General features: G+C 58.9%; 8 protein-coding genes. 6 read left to right on the forward strand and 2 right to left on the reverse strand.

Annotated features, from left to right (window positions below; translation table 11 throughout):
* Positions 1-204: 204 nt before the first annotated feature.
* Positions 205-6912 (reverse strand): InlB B-repeat-containing protein, encoded by a 6708-nt coding sequence (locus tag ACYVRU_RS07945; protein ID WP_461185989.1) that lies wholly within the window; start codon positions 6910-6912, stop codon positions 205-207.
* Positions 6913-7103: 191 nt separating this feature from the next.
* A complete protein-coding gene (locus ACYVRU_RS07950; RefSeq protein WP_461185990.1) occupies positions 7104-8402 on the reverse strand; it encodes an ATP-binding protein in 1299 nt (432 codons plus the stop codon).
* Between the two features lie 762 nt (positions 8403-9164).
* On the opposite strand from ACYVRU_RS07950, the gene ACYVRU_RS07955 reads away from it, so the two are divergent.
* From ACYVRU_RS07955 to ACYVRU_RS07980, 6 genes are all read left to right on the forward strand, one after another.
* Positions 9165-10034: an FhaA domain-containing protein gene (locus ACYVRU_RS07955; protein WP_461185991.1), complete on the forward strand. Its 870-nt coding sequence runs from the start codon at positions 9165-9167 to the stop codon at positions 10032-10034.
* A 36-nt stretch (positions 10035-10070) separates the two neighbouring features.
* Entirely contained in the window at positions 10071-10484 is a 414-nt protein-coding gene (locus tag ACYVRU_RS07960; RefSeq protein WP_022741684.1) for an FHA domain-containing protein, read from the forward strand.
* Positions 10484-11800 carry a Stp1/IreP family PP2C-type Ser/Thr phosphatase gene (locus tag ACYVRU_RS07965; protein WP_461185992.1) on the forward strand — a complete coding sequence of 439 codons (1317 nt, stop codon included), beginning with the start codon at positions 10484-10486 and terminating at the stop codon, positions 11798-11800. Before ACYVRU_RS07960 ends, ACYVRU_RS07965 begins: the two co-directional genes overlap by 1 nt.
* Positions 11797-14580, forward strand: coding sequence for an FtsW/RodA/SpoVE family cell cycle protein (locus ACYVRU_RS07970; protein ID WP_452040478.1), 2784 nt, complete (start codon positions 11797-11799; stop codon positions 14578-14580). Before ACYVRU_RS07965 ends, ACYVRU_RS07970 begins: the two co-directional genes overlap by 4 nt.
* Positions 14581-14676: 96 nt before the next feature.
* On the forward strand, positions 14677-16593 hold the full coding sequence (pknB, locus tag ACYVRU_RS07975; RefSeq protein WP_461186014.1) for a Stk1 family PASTA domain-containing Ser/Thr kinase: 1917 nt from the start codon (positions 14677-14679) through the stop codon (positions 16591-16593).
* 72 nt (positions 16594-16665) lie between these two features.
* Positions 16666-17538, forward strand: coding sequence for a mechanosensitive ion channel family protein (locus ACYVRU_RS07980; RefSeq protein WP_461185993.1), 873 nt, complete (start codon positions 16666-16668; stop codon positions 17536-17538).
* Positions 17539-17562 lie beyond the last annotated feature (24 nt).

Genomic DNA, 17562 nt, shown 5'->3' on the forward strand with positions numbered 1-17562 from the left:
AGGTCAAGCAGGTCAAAAAACACGAAAGCAGGAGGCTCATGGGTAATCAGGATTCCATGAGCCATCTGCTTTCTCGGGAAAGGCAATTTGCGAAGGTGGGCCCGTCGTGACTGGCGAGCCCACCTGGCAGGCGCCCGGTAGTAGAGAGGCGCCCGATCAAGCGGCCCCAGGGTGTGGAAGGGCCGCCATGATCATCGGTATGCGTTAGCGCGCGTGCTTGCCCGCCTTCGCGCGGCGCGTGCGGCGTCCAGCGCCCATCGCCACGAAAAGGCTCGCCATCGCCAGCAGCGCCATGGTCGCCATCAGCGGCATGAGCTGGTCGCCGGTCTGCGAAAGACGCGTCTTGTCGCTGTCGGACTTGCCGCCCTTGTCGTCAGAGCTGCTCTTGTCGCCAGCGCCAGCACCATTCGAGCTATTACCGTTGGGGTCATCGGCGTCGCCGGCACCATTTGAGCCATTGCCGTTGGGCTCATCGACATCGTCGCCACCGTTCGATTCGTTTCCGTTATTCGGCTCGTCGTCGATTACATATTGGATGTGCACTTGGAACGTATTGCCATACTCATCAGTGTAGGTAACCGTTGCGTTGTAAATGCCGGGCTTCGAAGTATCGACACCCTCGACCTGCTGCCCATCCTTGATGATCTCGAGACTCACTTCAAGCCCCTCTGGCAAGTTAGTTCCCATCTCGTCCAAAAGCTGTTGAGCCTTTGCCAAGATGTCGTCATTGGTAACCGGCGTGCCCACCTTTACATGAACGGTAGCATTTTCAACAAGGTTGCGGTTTACCGGCACATAGGTTGTGCTGTACGCAGGCTTCTCGGGATCGTCGTCAGGGAAGACAATGAATTCCGGCTTCCAATTGTCGTCAATACCATCGCCATCCTCGTCCACCGGAGGCGTCGGATCATCGCCAAACTCGCCATTGCCCTTGTCGACATTGGTGTCAGGCTTCCAAATGCCGTCGTCTTTAGTGTCAACGTTTACATCAGGAACACCGTCTCCATCAGTATCAATGTTCACATCGGGAATGCCGTCGCCGTTGGTGTCGATGTTTACCTCAGGATCTCCGTCTTTGTTAACCTCAGACACCGGGCCCACCGTCACGACGACATTGTGCTCGATCTTGATGTTGTAGAAGGTGTAGCCGCCTGTAGTGGCGTCACCAATCACATTGCCTTCATCGTCGGTGAAGCTCACTCCACGAGACGTAGCACGTCGGTTCATGAGCTTGCCGTCTATCTTCACTTGAAGCACCTGATAGTTCTTAGAAGGATCGGCATTATTCGCCATTGCGTCCCAGTTCACTGCATAAGTAGCGCCCTCTGCCAGCGAGGCTGAATTTGTAATAGAACCCGAAGCGCCGTTGATCTTAGTATTCACCCTGTAGTGGGCGACATCTTCCTCACCATCGATAGTAGGAACAACTCGTTCATCGTTGTTGAGCGGCTTTTTGGGAGCAACCACCACCTCAACCTGAGTGTTCTTATCCACGTTGGTCAGGGTCATTTTGTTGTCGGCCGGGATAGAAACACTCTGACCGTTAATCTTCACATCGGTTACATTGAAGCCTGACGGCGTGCTCCAAGAAATCTCAGCACTCTCGCCCTTTTTTACCAAGGCCTGGCCGTTGAACTCGCCGGTTCCTCCCGTAATGGTACCGCTGATCTTGAACAGCTCTGGATCGTTGGGCTGGGGCAGCTCCTTATCGTAGTCATCCCAGGGGATATCCTCTCTCACGAAATACACGCGAACCTCATGGTCGGAACCGATAGTTCGAATCGATACCTTATTAAATTGGTTGGTAGAATCATCCTTGTCAACGGTAACTACATCTATTGGATCATCGGCATAAGCCTCTTCCACAGGATTGACGACATCAAGCAGAGCAGCGATTGGTGACTTATCCTCTGTGGCAGGCTGCTCTTCAGGTTGCTGAGGCTCAGGAAGCTGATCCACAGCTACCGCATCGCTATCAGCTGATTCCTCCTCAGGGGCATCCTGACGCTGATCGACTTCCACTCCTGCATCGGAAATCGGCGCCTCGAAGGACGTTTGGAGCAGGTCATTTGCGGTAGGCTCAATCTGGCTGGCAGGACTCGCCACGGGCTCATCAGCCGCAGAATCCTCGCCTAGCGTCTCGATAGGAGCAGCATCGAGAGCTGCAACGCTGACGGCCTCTTTGTTTTCGAACCTAGATTTGCCGTCAACATATACGCGAGCAATCTTGTGCCCATCGGCCGCCACGGCAGCGATCTCGGTATAGTTCTGGTTCTTGTAAAGAGTCTTCGAGGCCGCCACCGTACCGTTCCCATACTTGTACACGTCAACGTCATAGGTGACCGGTTTCACCTTCACCACAACGCTGGCATCTGCTTCAAGATTCTCAAGATCATACCCGCTCTTCGCCAGATCATCGGCCGTGATGATTTTGGTCTCTCCATTGCTGGTTACCTGCACTTCATCGACATCGTAGTAGCGATAGTTGGCGCTGTCCACATCTTCGTTTGTGCCACCAACGGTCCATTCCACTGGCACATTCTCCACTACGCCATCTTTCGGCTTCTCGATGACGGCGCCACCCGTAATCGTACCCTCGCCGCCCTCAATCTTTGTGTTGATGGTGATGAACTGGCTCTTATCTTCGAAATCAGGGAGCACCGGATCGGGGGTATTCCCCTCTTCATCCGGAACAGGCGTCTCGCAGAAGTACACATCATAGGTGTGGTTGGCGCTAATGTTTCGCCGCGTGTCGGTCACCGTTCCCTTTGAACCGTTCTTCGCAAGATCGAATATGGTCTTTCCATCAAGCATCACCTTGTAAATGGTGTACCTCTTATTCGAATCTTGCTTAACCGTCAATTTGTACTGGTCGCCAGGCGCCACCGTCTTCGATTCTGAGACAAATACGCTCTCGCTCTCCTCATCGTTCACTATTCCGCCGTAACGATTCACCGTGATCGTATACTTACCATCGGTTGTGTTGCCGCCAATGGTGGGCAACTTATTCTTTTGCACCGTAACCACAATGCTGTGAGACCCTTGCACTTCGGTCAAATCCACCGTATCCGCCGCATAGCCTTCATGCTCAACGCCGTCGATGGTCACAGAAGTCACTGCATAGCCTTCGCCCAGCTTCCAAGCAATCTGAGCGTCTTCGCCTTTTTTCACGCGACCATTGCCGGTGATGGTGCAAGTGCCATCGGTGCACCCTTCGATAGAGGCGACTATGTCGAAGAACTCTTTTGAAGTAGAGCCCGGATCAGGAACGATCGGCTTCGGCGCTTCTTTTTCTTCCTCGAACACTACCGATACCCGATGATCTGCTTTTAGGTTATCAAACGTATAGCTGCCAATGGCAATGAGATCGTCACGCACCTGGCCATCGATGGTCACCGAAGCTACCTTGGCGTTGGCCGCAGGAGCCCACGTAACAGTCCGCGAATCGCCCTCTTTGAGGTTCAGAGACGCACCTTCAACGGTTCCCGGGCCCTTCGCGTCGGTGCTAACATCGAAGTAACGGAAGTATTCAAAGCGCAGCACCAACTTGGGACTTAGCTCACCGGTTAGAGTCGAAGTGCTCGCGTTGAACCAGTAGTCATCCGAAAGTCCATAGTTGCCAGCCCTCATGTCGCGCACGTGCGATGCCGTGTCATCTGTCAGATCGATCGTGCTGCCCGAAGCCAAATTGGGGCTCACGCTTTCAGTAGCTGCCGCCACCTTTTCATAGCCAGAAGGATTCGCGTCGGATCGAACGTAGTGCTCAATGATGTACGAAGAGTCGCTACGTGCCTGCCAATGAGCATACAGCGTATGATCTTTCCGACGATCAGTGGGTATCGTGGTTTCGCCCTGCACTTCGGTTCCGTTATGAGGGTCGGTAAACCAACCGAGGAAGTCATATCCGCTACGTGAGGGCGTGCGGAACACATTGTAGGTAGTTCCATTTTGCGTATTGTATGCCTGATCCTTTACAGGGTCACCGCCCTGGGCATCAAACGACACGACAAACTTGCTTGCATCCTTCAGCCACACAGCATATACCGTAATATCTGAAGCAGGCATTGCCTTGGTAGCAGCTTTGGTAGCAGAGAACTCGACCGCTGCTAAAGCCGCCGCTCCCTGATCAGACTCGAACGGCTCTACCTTGGTCGTCGACCACCCCTGGAACGTATAGCCAGGCTTCACGGGAATTTTCATGCCCGACGTCGGCAGATAGCTGGTTGCAAAAATGTTGCTTGCGAACGGAACCTCGTAAGAAAGGCCGCTCTTGACCGTGCCGCCATTGCCGTCGACAAACAGCTTGTAGCCACGCGCCTCCCACTGAGCAGTAAGAGTAACCGTTCCGTCCTTTACGGTAACTTGGTCAGTCACTTCAGCAGTGCCGATTTTCCACCCTACAAAATCATAGCCATTACGCGTGGCAACGATATCCATCTTGCTCACTTTATCAAGCACCGACGAACCAGCAGGAACTTTACGAGTAGTTGCAGCCCCTACATCCACGCCCGAATCAGCAAGGGTGCCCCCATTTGCATTGAACGCAATGATCGAGGTGTCATTGGTGAACACGGGCCGGATAATAATCTCGTTGTTATGAGGCGGAGCGATAGGCGTGCCCGGAGTCACTGGATCCCCGCCGGGAGTTTCCCAAACGGCAAATTCGTCGTCGGGATCATCGGGCTCGGGATCGTCGGGGAGAACAACGATGGGCTCGTCAGTTATGACATAGTAATCCTCGATATCGTTGTCGTCTTTATCCTTAACTACGACATGAACAGGCTGGAATACTGCCTGAACGCCTACATTGCCGCACTCGTCGCGCACCAATACAATCATCGGGTCAGTGTTAACAATGGGCTCATCAAAAGTGTAAGAATGAACAGGGCCACCAGGAACCTGAATCCAGTCTTCCTCATCGGGCAGCTTGGTGGGAGTAGTAGTCGTGCTATTCGACAAGAACGATTCATCGTTCGTGATGTAGTAATAGGCAACACCTGAACCACGACCGTCCTCAATGAAGGTGATGCCATCGTCATCGATGCCCTGGCCCGTATCCGTCAGCGTGATAGTGGCCATGTTGCGCTTCTGATTCTCTCCCGTGATGGTGGGATGCTCGGTGTCTTTAAAGGCCGTCAGGTATGTCTGGAATGCCTTGGATTCTTTCCCATTCGCATCCCGCACGGCAAGCTCGAAGCTCCACCTGCCAGCAGCACTGTCCTTCGTGAACTGGTAATTGGGAATTGAGACCGAATAATTCACCCAGCCCGAATCGTATACGACCGTGTTGTCGGGGTTGTACACCACCAAGCGCTTGTTTGTGAGCGCAGCACCACTGTTTGCGGTCTTCGACTGACCCTGGATGTTTACCTCAACCGTTTGATTGGTATTCACCAAGTGCTGCTGATGCAGCGTCATGATTTGGTTGCCCGTCGCCATATCCTTCAAATAGAAGTTGGCCAGAGGGATTTCACTATCGGTCTCTTGCGGAGTGAACTTCACCTTGTCGAAATAGTTTTTGGCAATGTATTCGGCCATGAGAGCCACGTGATCATCGCCAGGCGTATAGGCACCATTCATGGATCCAATACCGCGATGAGCAAACGACCCGTCTTCGTTCTTGGTCGGATCGGTGATCACTTGACCGTCGTTGTCGTTGGAGATGTAGAAGATCTCGTTCTCGATCATACGCTTGATGCCATCGGCATAACCTTCGTTAAGCTTAGGATCAGAGCCCTTCGTGTACTCATCAGGTACACCAGAGTCGCCACTTTCACCAGCGAGGTTGATGAAGTACTTCTGGTCGGCCCCTTGGTAATACTGAACATTCTTCAAAGCATCGAAAGCACTGGCCTCATAGGACATCGCAAGATCGGTATAGATAATAGAGGAAAAATCAGTGCAGCCATGAGAAGAGTATCCCACCCAGGGGCCAAACCCGTTGAGCTTCTTTCCGCCGTAAAACTGGGGGATGGAAAAGTTGGTCAAGACGTTCACAGGATCGGAAAGGTTACCATCAGACGAAAACGCTTGCTGCTGTATCGTGAGAGAGTTCTCCTTCAATTCGCATGTAAGGCGCACTTTCTTTTGAGATCCCAAAGAAAATGATTTGTCAGCACCCGAAACGGTAGACTGGCCCGTAAAAACCGTAGTTTCTGAATCAGCCGATATCCCATTGATTTTCTTGATAGACACTGCGCCGGTTCCGCTATACGCATTGCCTGCATCGAAATACAGGAGATACCCATACAGCTTGCCATCCTCTACCCCAGCGTTCATGAAGAAACCGAAGCCAGTAAGCGTATGGGTATTAATAACCGATGCATCTATGTTAAAGCTGAAAGAACGAGTGCTGCTACTAGAGGCAGGATACAACATCCAGTCGGCATATGGCTTTGTGCCATAACCGGCAAAAGCCATATTACTCGTGCCAGTCTGCTCATTTAAATAAGAGAGAATATGATGGTTTAGATTAGCAACTTTATTAATGGTAAACTTATTTGTATTCTTATTGACAACCGCTTCAATGCTGTTATCACCCGTTGTAGAATTATCCACTGTTATACGTTTGGGCTGCTTTAACTTCTGTTCAGCACTGAGCTTCAGGGCATCGTAGCAAGAATCATTCCGATAGTGATCGTATACATACCAACCATTCAGATCGTTCGTATCAATGGAGACGGCCGTGTTGGTAATTCGGAACGTAGAAGGATCAAGGCCTTGCTCAATGAGCTGAGCCGTTAGCTCTTGTTTGAAGTCGAGGAAGGTTCCTTCGTAATCAGAGGGGACATTCACCGCAATATCGATTTGCGGAGCCGGGTTGGCGCCGACGTCGACGGCGTGGGCTTGACTAGCGCCAAGCGTCAGAGAGGAGAACCCCCCCCCAGGACAAGAAGCACGCTTAGGAAACAAGCAAGAACGCCTTTGCCCTTTCTTTTCGCAATGTGCATTTTCTACCACCAATCCTCAAGACTGTTGATACACGACTGACCGACTAATAATTCGCCTTTTATTTCAAAATGTCAACAGAATGGCTTATGAATGGCAACTTTTGATAGGGCATCTTGTCAATATGGCAGGGCAACGACAGTCAAAAAAGCAGATTAAGCGCCCAATGCACGCAAGGGTATGACGTAGATTCCCTCTTCAGCTTGGTAAGCGTACTCACCCGTACCCGTCAGAACCACCATGAACTCAGGGGGGCGCGTGCGCGCGTGAGGGTTGCGCGTCACTTTCTCGCGCACTCGCTTCAGGGTTGCCACCCCTGCGTCGGCCTTCGCAATGCCAAGCTTGAACTCGAAGGCCGCCCAACGGCCATCAGGCAACTCGACTATAGCGTTCGCCTCAAGACCGGCATCGTCGCGATAGTACCTCACGGGCACAGCCGGAGCATCGGGCAACGCCTGGGCGTACACCATGAGATCACGCATACACATATTCTCGAACACCAGTCCGAACGTCTGCCAAGCGGAGAGAAGCGCTTCCTCGTTCATGCCGAGGAGGGCTACGGCAAGAGAGGGATCCGCGAGGTAGCGCTTCGGTTTCACCGAAAGACGCTTGGGGGAGCGCCTCGCCGGCACCCAGCCCGGCACCTCTTCAATCACGTACATGCTTTTCAGCGCACCGAGATAGGATGCCACGGTTGCTGTTGTCACCAGCGGCTCATCACCACCCGAAATGTCCGCAAGAAGCGTCTTGTATGTTGCCGCTTGTCCTAAATTCCGTGCGAGGGACAGCGCGATGCGCCGCGCCAACTCCCCATCTTTGCCGTGACGAGGAACGCTTTCCGTAAACAGAAGGTTCAGGTATTCCCTTGCCGTGAGAAGCGATTGGCTCGGTGACAAATCCAATGTCTCCGGCCAACCTCCTCTGCAGGCCGCGGCGGCCAACGATGCGGCATCGCCGGGAACTACGGCCCGCGAGAATTCACCCCTGAAAAGCGCTGCGACAGAGACCTGACCCGTTGAATCGCCTGATTCAACGAGGCTCATCGGGCGCATGCGTATACGCCCGATGCGGCCTGCTCCGCTGTGCATCGCCTTAGCTTGCTCGTCGTCTTTCAAGAGAGGAGTGGAGGAGCCCGTCAAAAGCCAAGCTCCGCGCAACCCCCGCTTACGGTCTACGGCATGGCGAACGGCATTCCAAATTGACGGCGCAAGCTGCCACTCATCAATGACGTGGGGCCGATCGCCCTCGAGCATTGCCTGAGGATCGGACTGAGCCAGAGCCAGCGCCTCGTCAACGTAGCTAACGCTTTCGGCATGACGGCAGGCCGTCCAAGTTTTCCCGCACCATTTCGTGCCGGCCACTTCCACCGCCCCGAATATCTCCAGATAGCGACTTACCTGATCATCGATGATGCGAGGCAGATATTCATCTCGCGGAGGAAGTTCGTTGGGCATCTCGCGCTCCTATGTGCATCTTTACTTTCTTGTGCATTGTATCTCTTCACCAGGTGTTTTCACTAGCTTTTTGCAAAATCCGAAGATTCCAGTTTGCATTTTCCGAAAATTTCACTTTGCAAAATCCGAAGATTGCAGTTTGCATTTTCCGAATTTCGACAGCGCCAGGTGCCGTCAGGCTAACGCACGGAACATACTTGATCAATTGCATGCGCAGAAAACACCCGTCGGCACGCGACGGAAAAGCGGCGTGGCAAAAACAGGTAGTTTGGTTCCCAGCGAAGGGATTTTCTCGCTAGTTTTGTCGCACATCATGCGCCGCCAGGTACTAAACCCGGGAATTCTGCCATGCGGAAGGCGTGTGGCATTTTTGTGCCTCAGGCTGCGGTGTATTCCGTAGCTAACAAATGGCCACACTCGTTTCACCTGGGGTTTCCCGAATTTTCGAAAAGTCATCCATCGCTTACACCGCAGCCCGAGGCCGCTTTTTGCCAGAACCGGCGCCGTCCCGCAGCCCGAGGCCGCTTTTTGCCCGGGCCGGGGGCGCCCCGAAACCAGAGAACGCTCTTGTCGCTGTTAACGCAGTTGAGGTAATCGAACAAAATTGTCACTGTGGCAATTAAGTAAAATGGTTGGTCGATGAGGTGCGTGCATAGGTTTTATGGCAAAATAAGCTGCTGTGCTACTGAACGCTGCTCCGAAAGCGCAGCGCAATCACGCAAGAAGAACGCAGCTTAAACACGCAAGAACAAGGAGAAGCACATGGGACTCCTCTCAAAATTCGAAGGCAAGATGGAAGACACCGTGGAAGGCGCCGCCGATCGCATGGGCGCAGCGCCCCTGTCTCCCGTGCAGATTGCCAAGAAGGCCGAGAAGCAGATGCGCCGCGAGAAGATGGTCGGCGCAGGCAAGCAGTACGCTCCCACGCTTTATACCGTGCTCGTCAACGCCGACGATGACCGCCGCCTTCTGGGCTACTACCCCACTCTGGCTGGTGAGACCGAAACCTACCTTTCCGCCAAAGCCGCCGAGCAGGGCCTCGTCATGGACGGGCAGCCCCTCGTGCGCTTCATCGTCGACGACGATTTGCGCCACGGCAAGTTCGACGTCATTGCCGAGATGGTGGCCTCCCCCTTGGTTGAGCAGCTGCGCCAGGAAGAGTACGCCCGCTACGGCATCCGCCCCGGCGGCGGTCCGGCCCGCGCGGCCGCCCCGCAAGCCGGCTACGGCTACCAGCCGCCGGCACCCGCCCCGGCTCCGGCCCCCGCGCCCGCCGGCGGCTATGACTACCAGGCCGCGCCCGTCGACGAGTACGGGGAAGACGACTACTACGAGGACGACGAGCCCCGCCAAGCTTATATATATGACATCACCAACGACCGCGCCTTCACGCTGCCCGGCCAGGCCGAGACCATCGGGCGTGAGTCGAAGAATGACATCGTCATTCCCGACATCAACGTCTCCCGCGTGCATGCGGAAATCCGCCAGGACGAGTCCGGCGCCTGGATCCTCACCGATTTGGGCTCCACCAACGGCACCTTCGTCAACGGCCGCCAGATCAAGTCCACCGCACTGCACGACGCCGACCGCATCATCGTGGGTACCACCAACCTCGAGTTCCAGCTCATCTAGCCCGCCCGCACCTCAGCGAGCCAAAGGAGGCTATCGGTGATCGATCTCGTTCTGCTCATCGCGCGCCTGTTGTTCGTGGCGCTGCTCTATCTGTTTCTGTTCGCCATCATGCGCACCGGCATCGGCATGGTCAAAGGCTCCCGCAAGAAGGAGCGCGGCTGGACGGTGTCGGTGGAACGCGGCCCCAAAGAGCTGCGCGGCGTCTCCATCGCCGTGCATGGGCCCGTCATCGTGGGCCGCTCGCCCGGGGCTGACATCGTCATCGGCGCCGGCTACGTGTCCGGTCGCCACGCCCGTTTCCAGCTGATGGGCCAGAATCTCTTCGTGGAAGATTTGGGCTCGAAGAACGGCACGGCCGTGAACGGGCGCCCTGTCCATGATCCGGTAGCCCTGCGCAACAAGGATCTCGTCACCATCGGCGACGTCGACATCCGCGTGAGGAACCAGTAATGGCCCGGGCAAAGCGCAAGAAGAGCGGCGCTACTTTCGGCAGTCGCACCGACGTCGGCTGCGTGCGCGAGCACAACGAGGACTCGCTGGCCGTTGCCCCGCCGCTGTACGTGGTGTGCGACGGCATGGGCGGCCACGCCGCGGGGGAAGTGGCCTCGGAAATCGCCGTGGACGTTATCTGCGACCGCGCGCCGGCGCACCCCGATGCCTCGGCTTTGGGACAGGCCGTGGAAGAGGCGAACCTCGCCATCATCCGCGCCGCTCGCGAGGGCGTCGGCCGCGCCGGCATGGGCTGCACCTGCACCGCCGCCATGCTGGAGAAGGACAAGCTCGTCATCGCCCAGGTGGGTGACTCGCGGGCCTACCTTCTGCACAAGGGGCAGATGCAGCAGCTCACCCGCGACCATTCCCTGGTGGCCGATCTTATTGAAGCCGGCCAGATCACCGAGGCCGAGGCCCGCGTTCATCCCCAGCGCTCGGTCATCACCCGCGCTTTGGGCAGCGACCCGCGCACCCAGCCGGACCTGTTCGAGCTGACTGTGGAAGCCGGCGACCGCCTGCTTCTATGCTCCGACGGGCTTTCCACGATGTTGGAAGATGACCAGATTGCCAAGATCCTCGCCAGCCACAGCGAGCCCCAGCGCTGCGCGGCCCAGCTGGTGAACGAGGCCGTGGGCCGGGGCGGTTACGACAACGTCACCGTCATCGTCGTGGACGTGACGGGCCTGGCCGAGCAGCACCGCCGCAAGCTGACGCGCAAGAGCCGCGCGACGGCCATCATGCTGGCGCTTTTGCTGGTGGCCATCATCGCCGGTTGCGCCTATGGGTTCAACTACCTGGCGTCCAACGCCGCCTATTTGGTGGCCCAGGACGGAAAAGTCGCCGTGTACCAGGGCATTCCCGGCGATCTGTTCGGGCTGTCTTTCAATCACCTCGATCGCGTGACCGACGTGGCCCTGGACGATTTGCAACCGGGCACCGCCAACCGCTTGCGCGAGGAGGGCATCAAGGTGGATTCCCTGGAAGCCGCCAACAGCCTCGTCGCGGAATACGAGAAGGAAATCGCCGACCGCCGCGCCGCCGAAGAGGAAGCGGCCCGGGCAGCGGCTGAGGCCAACCAGCCTGAGGAACCCGCGAAGGGTACAGAAGGTGCTGGCGGCGGCGCAGCCGGTGGCGAGCAGGGTGGCACGGACTCGCAAAGCACTGAACCCCCGGCCGGTGCCGGCTCCGGCACGACCGGCAAGGGCACGGGCAACCCCGACGCTGGCGCAAGCGGCAGCACGGCCGGGGGCACCTCGGGAGGAACCAACCGATGACCCGGCGCAACATAGAGCTGATGCTTCTGCTCATCGCCTCGCCCATCGTCATCGTGCTTTTTGCCATGATGGTGGTCACCGGCGGGCAGGAGCTCTCCTTCAACACCCTGGGCGTGCCCCTCGGCATCTTCGCCGCATTCCTTGTGGCCCACATTGCCGTGCGCTTGCTCGCCCCGGCGGCCGACCCGGCCATCCTGCCTATCTCGTTCGCGCTGTCGGGCGTCGGCATCGCCTTCGTCACCCGTATTGTGCCCGATTTGGCCGTGAATCAGCTGCTGTGGCTGTTCATCGGCATCGCGGCCATGATCGCCACGCTCGCCGTCGTGCGCAACCTGGACAAGCTCGCCAATTACAAGTACACGCTCATGATCGTGGGCATTCTGCTGCTGCTTTCCCCCATGTTGCCGGTCATCGGCTACGAATCCGGCGGCGGCCAGCTGTGGCTGCGCTTCGGCAGCTTCAGCTTCCAGCCCGGCGAGCTGGCGAAGATTCTCATCGTGTTCTTCATCGCCGCCTACCTGGCCGCCAACCGCGAGATGCTTTCGGTGTTCACGTGGAAGGTAGGGCCGCTGTGGCTGCCGAGCCTCGCCACCCTTCTGCCCCTCATCGTCATGTGGGCGCTCGCCTTCATCGTCGTCGTGTTGGAGAAGGATCTCGGCCTCGCCCTGGTACTGTTCTCCGTGTTCGTCATCATGCTGTATGTGGCCACGGGGAAGAAGCTCTACCTCGTGGTGTCCATTGGGCTTGCGGCCATTGCGGCTGTGGCCCTTTACGGCATGATGGGCCACGTGCAGACCCGCGTCGCCATCTGGCAGGATCCCTTCGCCGAGGCTCAGGGCGGCGGCTTCCAGCTAGTGCAGAGCCTCTATTCCATCGCCGACGGCGACCTGTTCGGCACCGGCATCGGGCGGGGCATGGGCGGTCAGCCCGTAGCCGAGGGCGGCATCCCCGTCGCCGAGAGCGACTTCATCTTCCCCGTCATTGCCGAGGAGACGGGCCTGCTCGGCGCGGCCGGCGTGCTGCTTTTGTACCTGTGCTTCGCCATCCGCGGCATCGTCACGGCGGCCCGGGCGAAATCCGACGTCAGCTCGTTCACTGCCGTGGGCCTCACCTCCATCATCGTGCTGCAGGCCTTCATCATCGTCGGCGGCGTCACGCGCCTCATTCCCCTGACCGGCATCACGCTGCCCTTCATCAGCCAGGGCGGCTCCTCACTCATCGCCAGCTTCATCATCGTCGGCTGCCTGCTGCGCTGCGGCGACGAGGGCACCGGCGTCGATTCCGAAATGCGCCAGACCGGGGCCATCGGCGCCCACGGGTCGGACGCCGTGCTGGGACGCGTGGCGTTGGGCAAGCGACTCACCGGCACCATGATCGTCTTCTCGGTGCTGTTCGCAGTGCTCGTGGCCAACCTCACCTACCTCATGGTCATCAAGGCGCCGGAATACCAGAGCATGCCGTCGAACAACCACACCATCGCGAAAGAGGCCCGCATGGAGCGGGGCACCATCTCCACTGCCGACGGCACGGTGCTCGCCACATCGGTGCGCCAAGAGGACGGCTCCTACAAGCGCGAATACCCCGCCGGCGAGCTGGCGGCTCACATCGTGGGCTACACCTCCGAGCGCTTCGGCACCGCCGGCATCGAGGCCGCCTACAACGACACCCTGCGCGGCGAGCAGAACTTCGCCAGCTTTACCGATGTGGTGAACTCGCTCGCGGGCATCCAGACCAAGGGCAACGACGTCGTGCTTTCCATCGATTCCCGCATCCAGCAGGCGGCGCAAGACGCCCTGGCCGGCCAGGTAGGCGCCGTGGTGGCCCTGAACCCCGAGACCGGCGCCGTGTACGCTCTGGCCTCCTCCCCCACCTTCGACGCCGCCAACTACGAGGAACTGCTCACGGCGGCTGCGGACGGCGGCAGCGACTCCTCCGAGCTGTTCAACCGCGCCACCCAGGCGCTGTACGCCCCGGGCTCCACCTTCAAGATGGTGACCCTGGCCGCCGCGCTGCAGAACCACATCGCCACGGCGGACACGATGTACGACTCCCCCGGCGAGATGGACATCGGCAACGCGCCGGTGACCAACGTGAAGAAACGCTCCTACGGCAAGATCACCCTGGAGCAGGCCCTGTGGTACTCGTCGAACACGGTGTTCGGCCAGGTGGGCGTGCAGCTCGGCAGCGATTTGCTCGTGCAGATGGCCACAAGCTTCGGGTTCAACGAGGCTATCCCCTTCGACCTTCCCCTGGCCACGTCCCTCATGCCCGACCCCGAGGAAATGACCACCTGGGAGACGGCCTGGGCCGCCTGCGGCGAGCCGGTGGGCGAGCATGAGAGCCCCGCCGGCCCCCAGGCCACTGTGCTGCAAATGGCGCTGGTGGGTTCCGCCATCGCCAACGAGGGCGCCATCATGCAGCCCTACCTGGTCGACGGCATCTACAACGCCAACGGCGAGCGCAGCTTCTCGCCCATTCCCGTGAAGCTGAAGCAGGCCATGGACGCCGACACCGCCGCCGCTGAGATCGACATCATGAAGGGCGTCGTCACCGAAGGCACCGGCGGCAAGGCGGCACTGGACGACGTGGCCGTGGCCGGCAAGACCGGCACCCACGAGCGCGGCGATGGCAGCGACGACAGCTGGTTCGTGGGAATGGCCCCCGCTGCCGACCCCAAGGTCGTGGTGGCCGTCGTCATCGAGAAGGGCGAATCGGGGGCTGGCGCCAGTGCCGCCCACGACGTTCTGGAAACGGCTCTCGAAGTGACGGGGGCGCTGTAGTACAATGGCAAGACTCACCAGAGTTCGCATACTTAAACCGCAAACGCACTCGTACATGGAACTTTAAGGAGTATCAAGGTGACCGGACAGGGAACAATGACGGGCAAGGTCTTTGGCGGCCGTTACGAGATAAAGGACCGCATCGGCATCGGCGGCATGGCCGAGGTGTACCGCGCCCAGGACAGCACGCTGGGCCGCGTCGTCGCCGTGAAGGTGATGCTGCCGCAATTCGCCGCCGACCCCTCTTTCACCCAGCGCTTCCGCCAGGAGGCCGCCGCTGCCGCGAATCTGCAGAGCCCCTACATCGTGAACGTGTACGACTGGGGCCAGGACGACGACACCTATTACATCGTCATGGAATTCGTGCGCGGGTCCGACCTGAAGACCGCCATTCAGCAGCGCGGCGCCATCAACCAGCGCAAGGCCGCTGAAATCGGCTCCCAGGTGTGCCAGGCCCTCACCGTGGCCCACAACCAGGACATCATCCACCGCGACATCAAGCCGCAGAACATCATGGTGCAGCCCGACGGCAACGTGAAGGTGATGGATTTCGGCATCGCCCGAGCGAAGAACTCCGTGAACGACAAAACCTCCGCTGTGCTGGGCACCGCCCATTACATCTCGCCGGAGCAGGCCCAGGGCAAGGACCTCACCGCCGCCAGCGACATTTACTCGCTGGGCATCGTGCTGTACGAGGCCACCACGGGCAAGCTGCCCTTCGACGGCCCGGACGCCGTATCAGTGGCCATGCAGCAGGTGAAGGACGAACCGGCGGCCCCCTCTTCCATCAACCCGAACATCGATCCCGACCTTGAGGACATCATCATGGTGGCCCTTTCGAAGGATCCGGCGCGTCGCTTCGCCACGGCTAACGACATGCGCATCGCGCTGATGGACTACCTGGCCGGACGCCCCGTCACCCTGCCGGCTGGCGCGATGAGCTCGTCGTTCACCGAGGCCCAGACCCGCATGATGGGCGCGGTGCCGGGTGCGGTGCCGGGCATGACGAGCACCCAGGTGATGCCCCCGGTGGCGGGCGGCACGGCGGCTATGTCGCCGAGCGCCACGGGCAACTTCCAAGCGACGAACTTCCACGACGCCAACACGAAGAAGAGCAAGAAACCCGTCATCATCGCCCTTTGCGCCATTTTGGCCATTGCGCTGGTGGCTGGCATCGCGTTCGCCGTTTCCGGCGGCTTCAAGCCGGCGGCCCCTGCCGACGAGCTCATTGAGGTCCCCAGCGTGGTGGGCAACACCTTGGACGAGGCGACATTCACCCTGGAGCAAGCGGGCTTCCAAGTAACTACCACTCCTAAGGAAGACGAATCCGTCGACGAGGGCACGGTGCTGCAGCAAGACCCGGCCGGCGGCACCAAGCAGCAGAAGGGGGCGACCATCACCCTCACCATTGCCGTGGGGCCCGATACCGTGGACGCGCCCAACTTCAAGAACATGACCATGGATGATGCACGCCAAGCGGCCGAGGACGCCGGCCTTAAGGTTGTGGAAGCCGAGAGCAAATACTCGGAAGATGTCGCCGAGGGCAAGATCATTTCGCAAAGCCCCGCCGCCGGCGACCCGGTGAAGCCCGGCACCACCATCGAGGTCGTCACCTCCCGCGGAAGCGAGCTGACCACGGTGCCCAACGTCATTGGCATGACCGAGGAGCAGGCCATCGACAAGCTGCAGTCCGAGGGATTCGGCGCCGATGTGAAGGCCCGCGAGTACAGCGACAAGCAGGGCGAGGGCCGCGTCATGAAGCAGGATCCGCTGAACGATAAGGTGAAGCCCGGCGCCACGGTGCAGATCACCATTTCGAAGGGCCCCGAGCCGGAGCCCGAACCGGAACCGGAACCCGCCCAGCCGTCGAACCCCGGCACCACCGATCCGGACACCACTAACCCTGGCGGCACCACTGATCCGGGCACGGGCGGCGGCAGCGGCAGCGGCGGCACGACCGACCCCGGCAATCAGGGCGGCGACACCGGCACGACCACGCCTTCCGCCAACTAGGATCGGATAACGAAACCGTGAAGACCGGGCGCCTCCTCCTTCGGGATGGAGGCGCCCTTCTATAATGAGGCCATGCCCAATTTGCTCGACATATTCGATAAGTTCATCCACGCCGACTGGTTCAATACCATGCTCGGCGTCGTGATCATCTGCGCAATCACCTTCGTCGTCGCCCGCATCACCGTGGCCTTTATGCGCCGGGTGCTGAACAAGACCTCGCTTCTGCCCTCCAGCTCCATTTTCATCAACTTGGTGCGCATCGTGGTGTGGGTCATCGGCATCTGCTGCGTGCTTTCCATGTGCTTCAACGTGAACATTTCGGCCATGATCACCGGCCTTGGCGTTGTCGGTATCGCGGTGTCGCTGGGCTTTCAGGACACGCTCTCGAACCTCATCGGCGGCCTGACCGTCAGCGTGTCGCGCACGGTGGAACCCGGCGACAACATCCGCATGGGGCCTTCCGGCGTCACCGGCGTCGTGCAGGACGTCACTTGGCGCTACACCTCCATCAAGGACAGCTCGGGCACCATCATCAATATCCCCAACTCGCTCATGACCTCCACGGCTGTCTGCAAGCTGTCCCCCTTGAACGAGATTTCCATTCCCCTGGTGGTCACCACCAACAGCGAGCGGCTCACCGCCACGGCCCACCACATTGAGGACGCCGCCGAGAAGGCCGTCGCCCGCGTGAGCAAACTGAAGAAGCGGCCCAGCGTGTCGTTCTCATCCATCAGCGACTACGGATTCAAAGGTTCGCTGAGCTTCACTATCGCGGAGGCGTCCAAGGCCTCCTCTGCCACCGATGCCGCCATCCGCGCCGTGGCCCCCTACGTGCACAACCATCTCATTGAAGAGGCCATGGGCGACCTAACCGGGCAGAAACTTACCGATGCCACCGGCTCGCTCGTGCCCGTGAAAGACGAGGAAGGCGCCTCCAGCAACTGAGTTCGCGTAGCGCAGAACTTCATG

This window comes from Adlercreutzia sp. CNCM I-6216, assembly GCF_977113345.1.

Coding starts and splice junctions, on each gene's coding strand:
- ACYVRU_RS07950 (WP_461185990.1), bottom strand. CDS start 8,402: ATGCCCAACGAACTTCCTCCGCGAGATGAATATCTGCCTCGCATCATC.
- ACYVRU_RS07955 (WP_461185991.1), top strand. CDS start 9,165: ATGGGACTCCTCTCAAAATTCGAAGGCAAGATGGAAGACACCGTGGAA.
- ACYVRU_RS07965 (WP_461185992.1), top strand. CDS start 10,484: ATGGCCCGGGCAAAGCGCAAGAAGAGCGGCGCTACTTTCGGCAGTCGC.
- ACYVRU_RS07970 (WP_452040478.1), top strand. CDS start 11,797: ATGACCCGGCGCAACATAGAGCTGATGCTTCTGCTCATCGCCTCGCCC.
- pknB (WP_461186014.1), top strand. CDS start 14,677: ATGACGGGCAAGGTCTTTGGCGGCCGTTACGAGATAAAGGACCGCATC.
- ACYVRU_RS07980 (WP_461185993.1), top strand. CDS start 16,666: ATGCCCAATTTGCTCGACATATTCGATAAGTTCATCCACGCCGACTGG.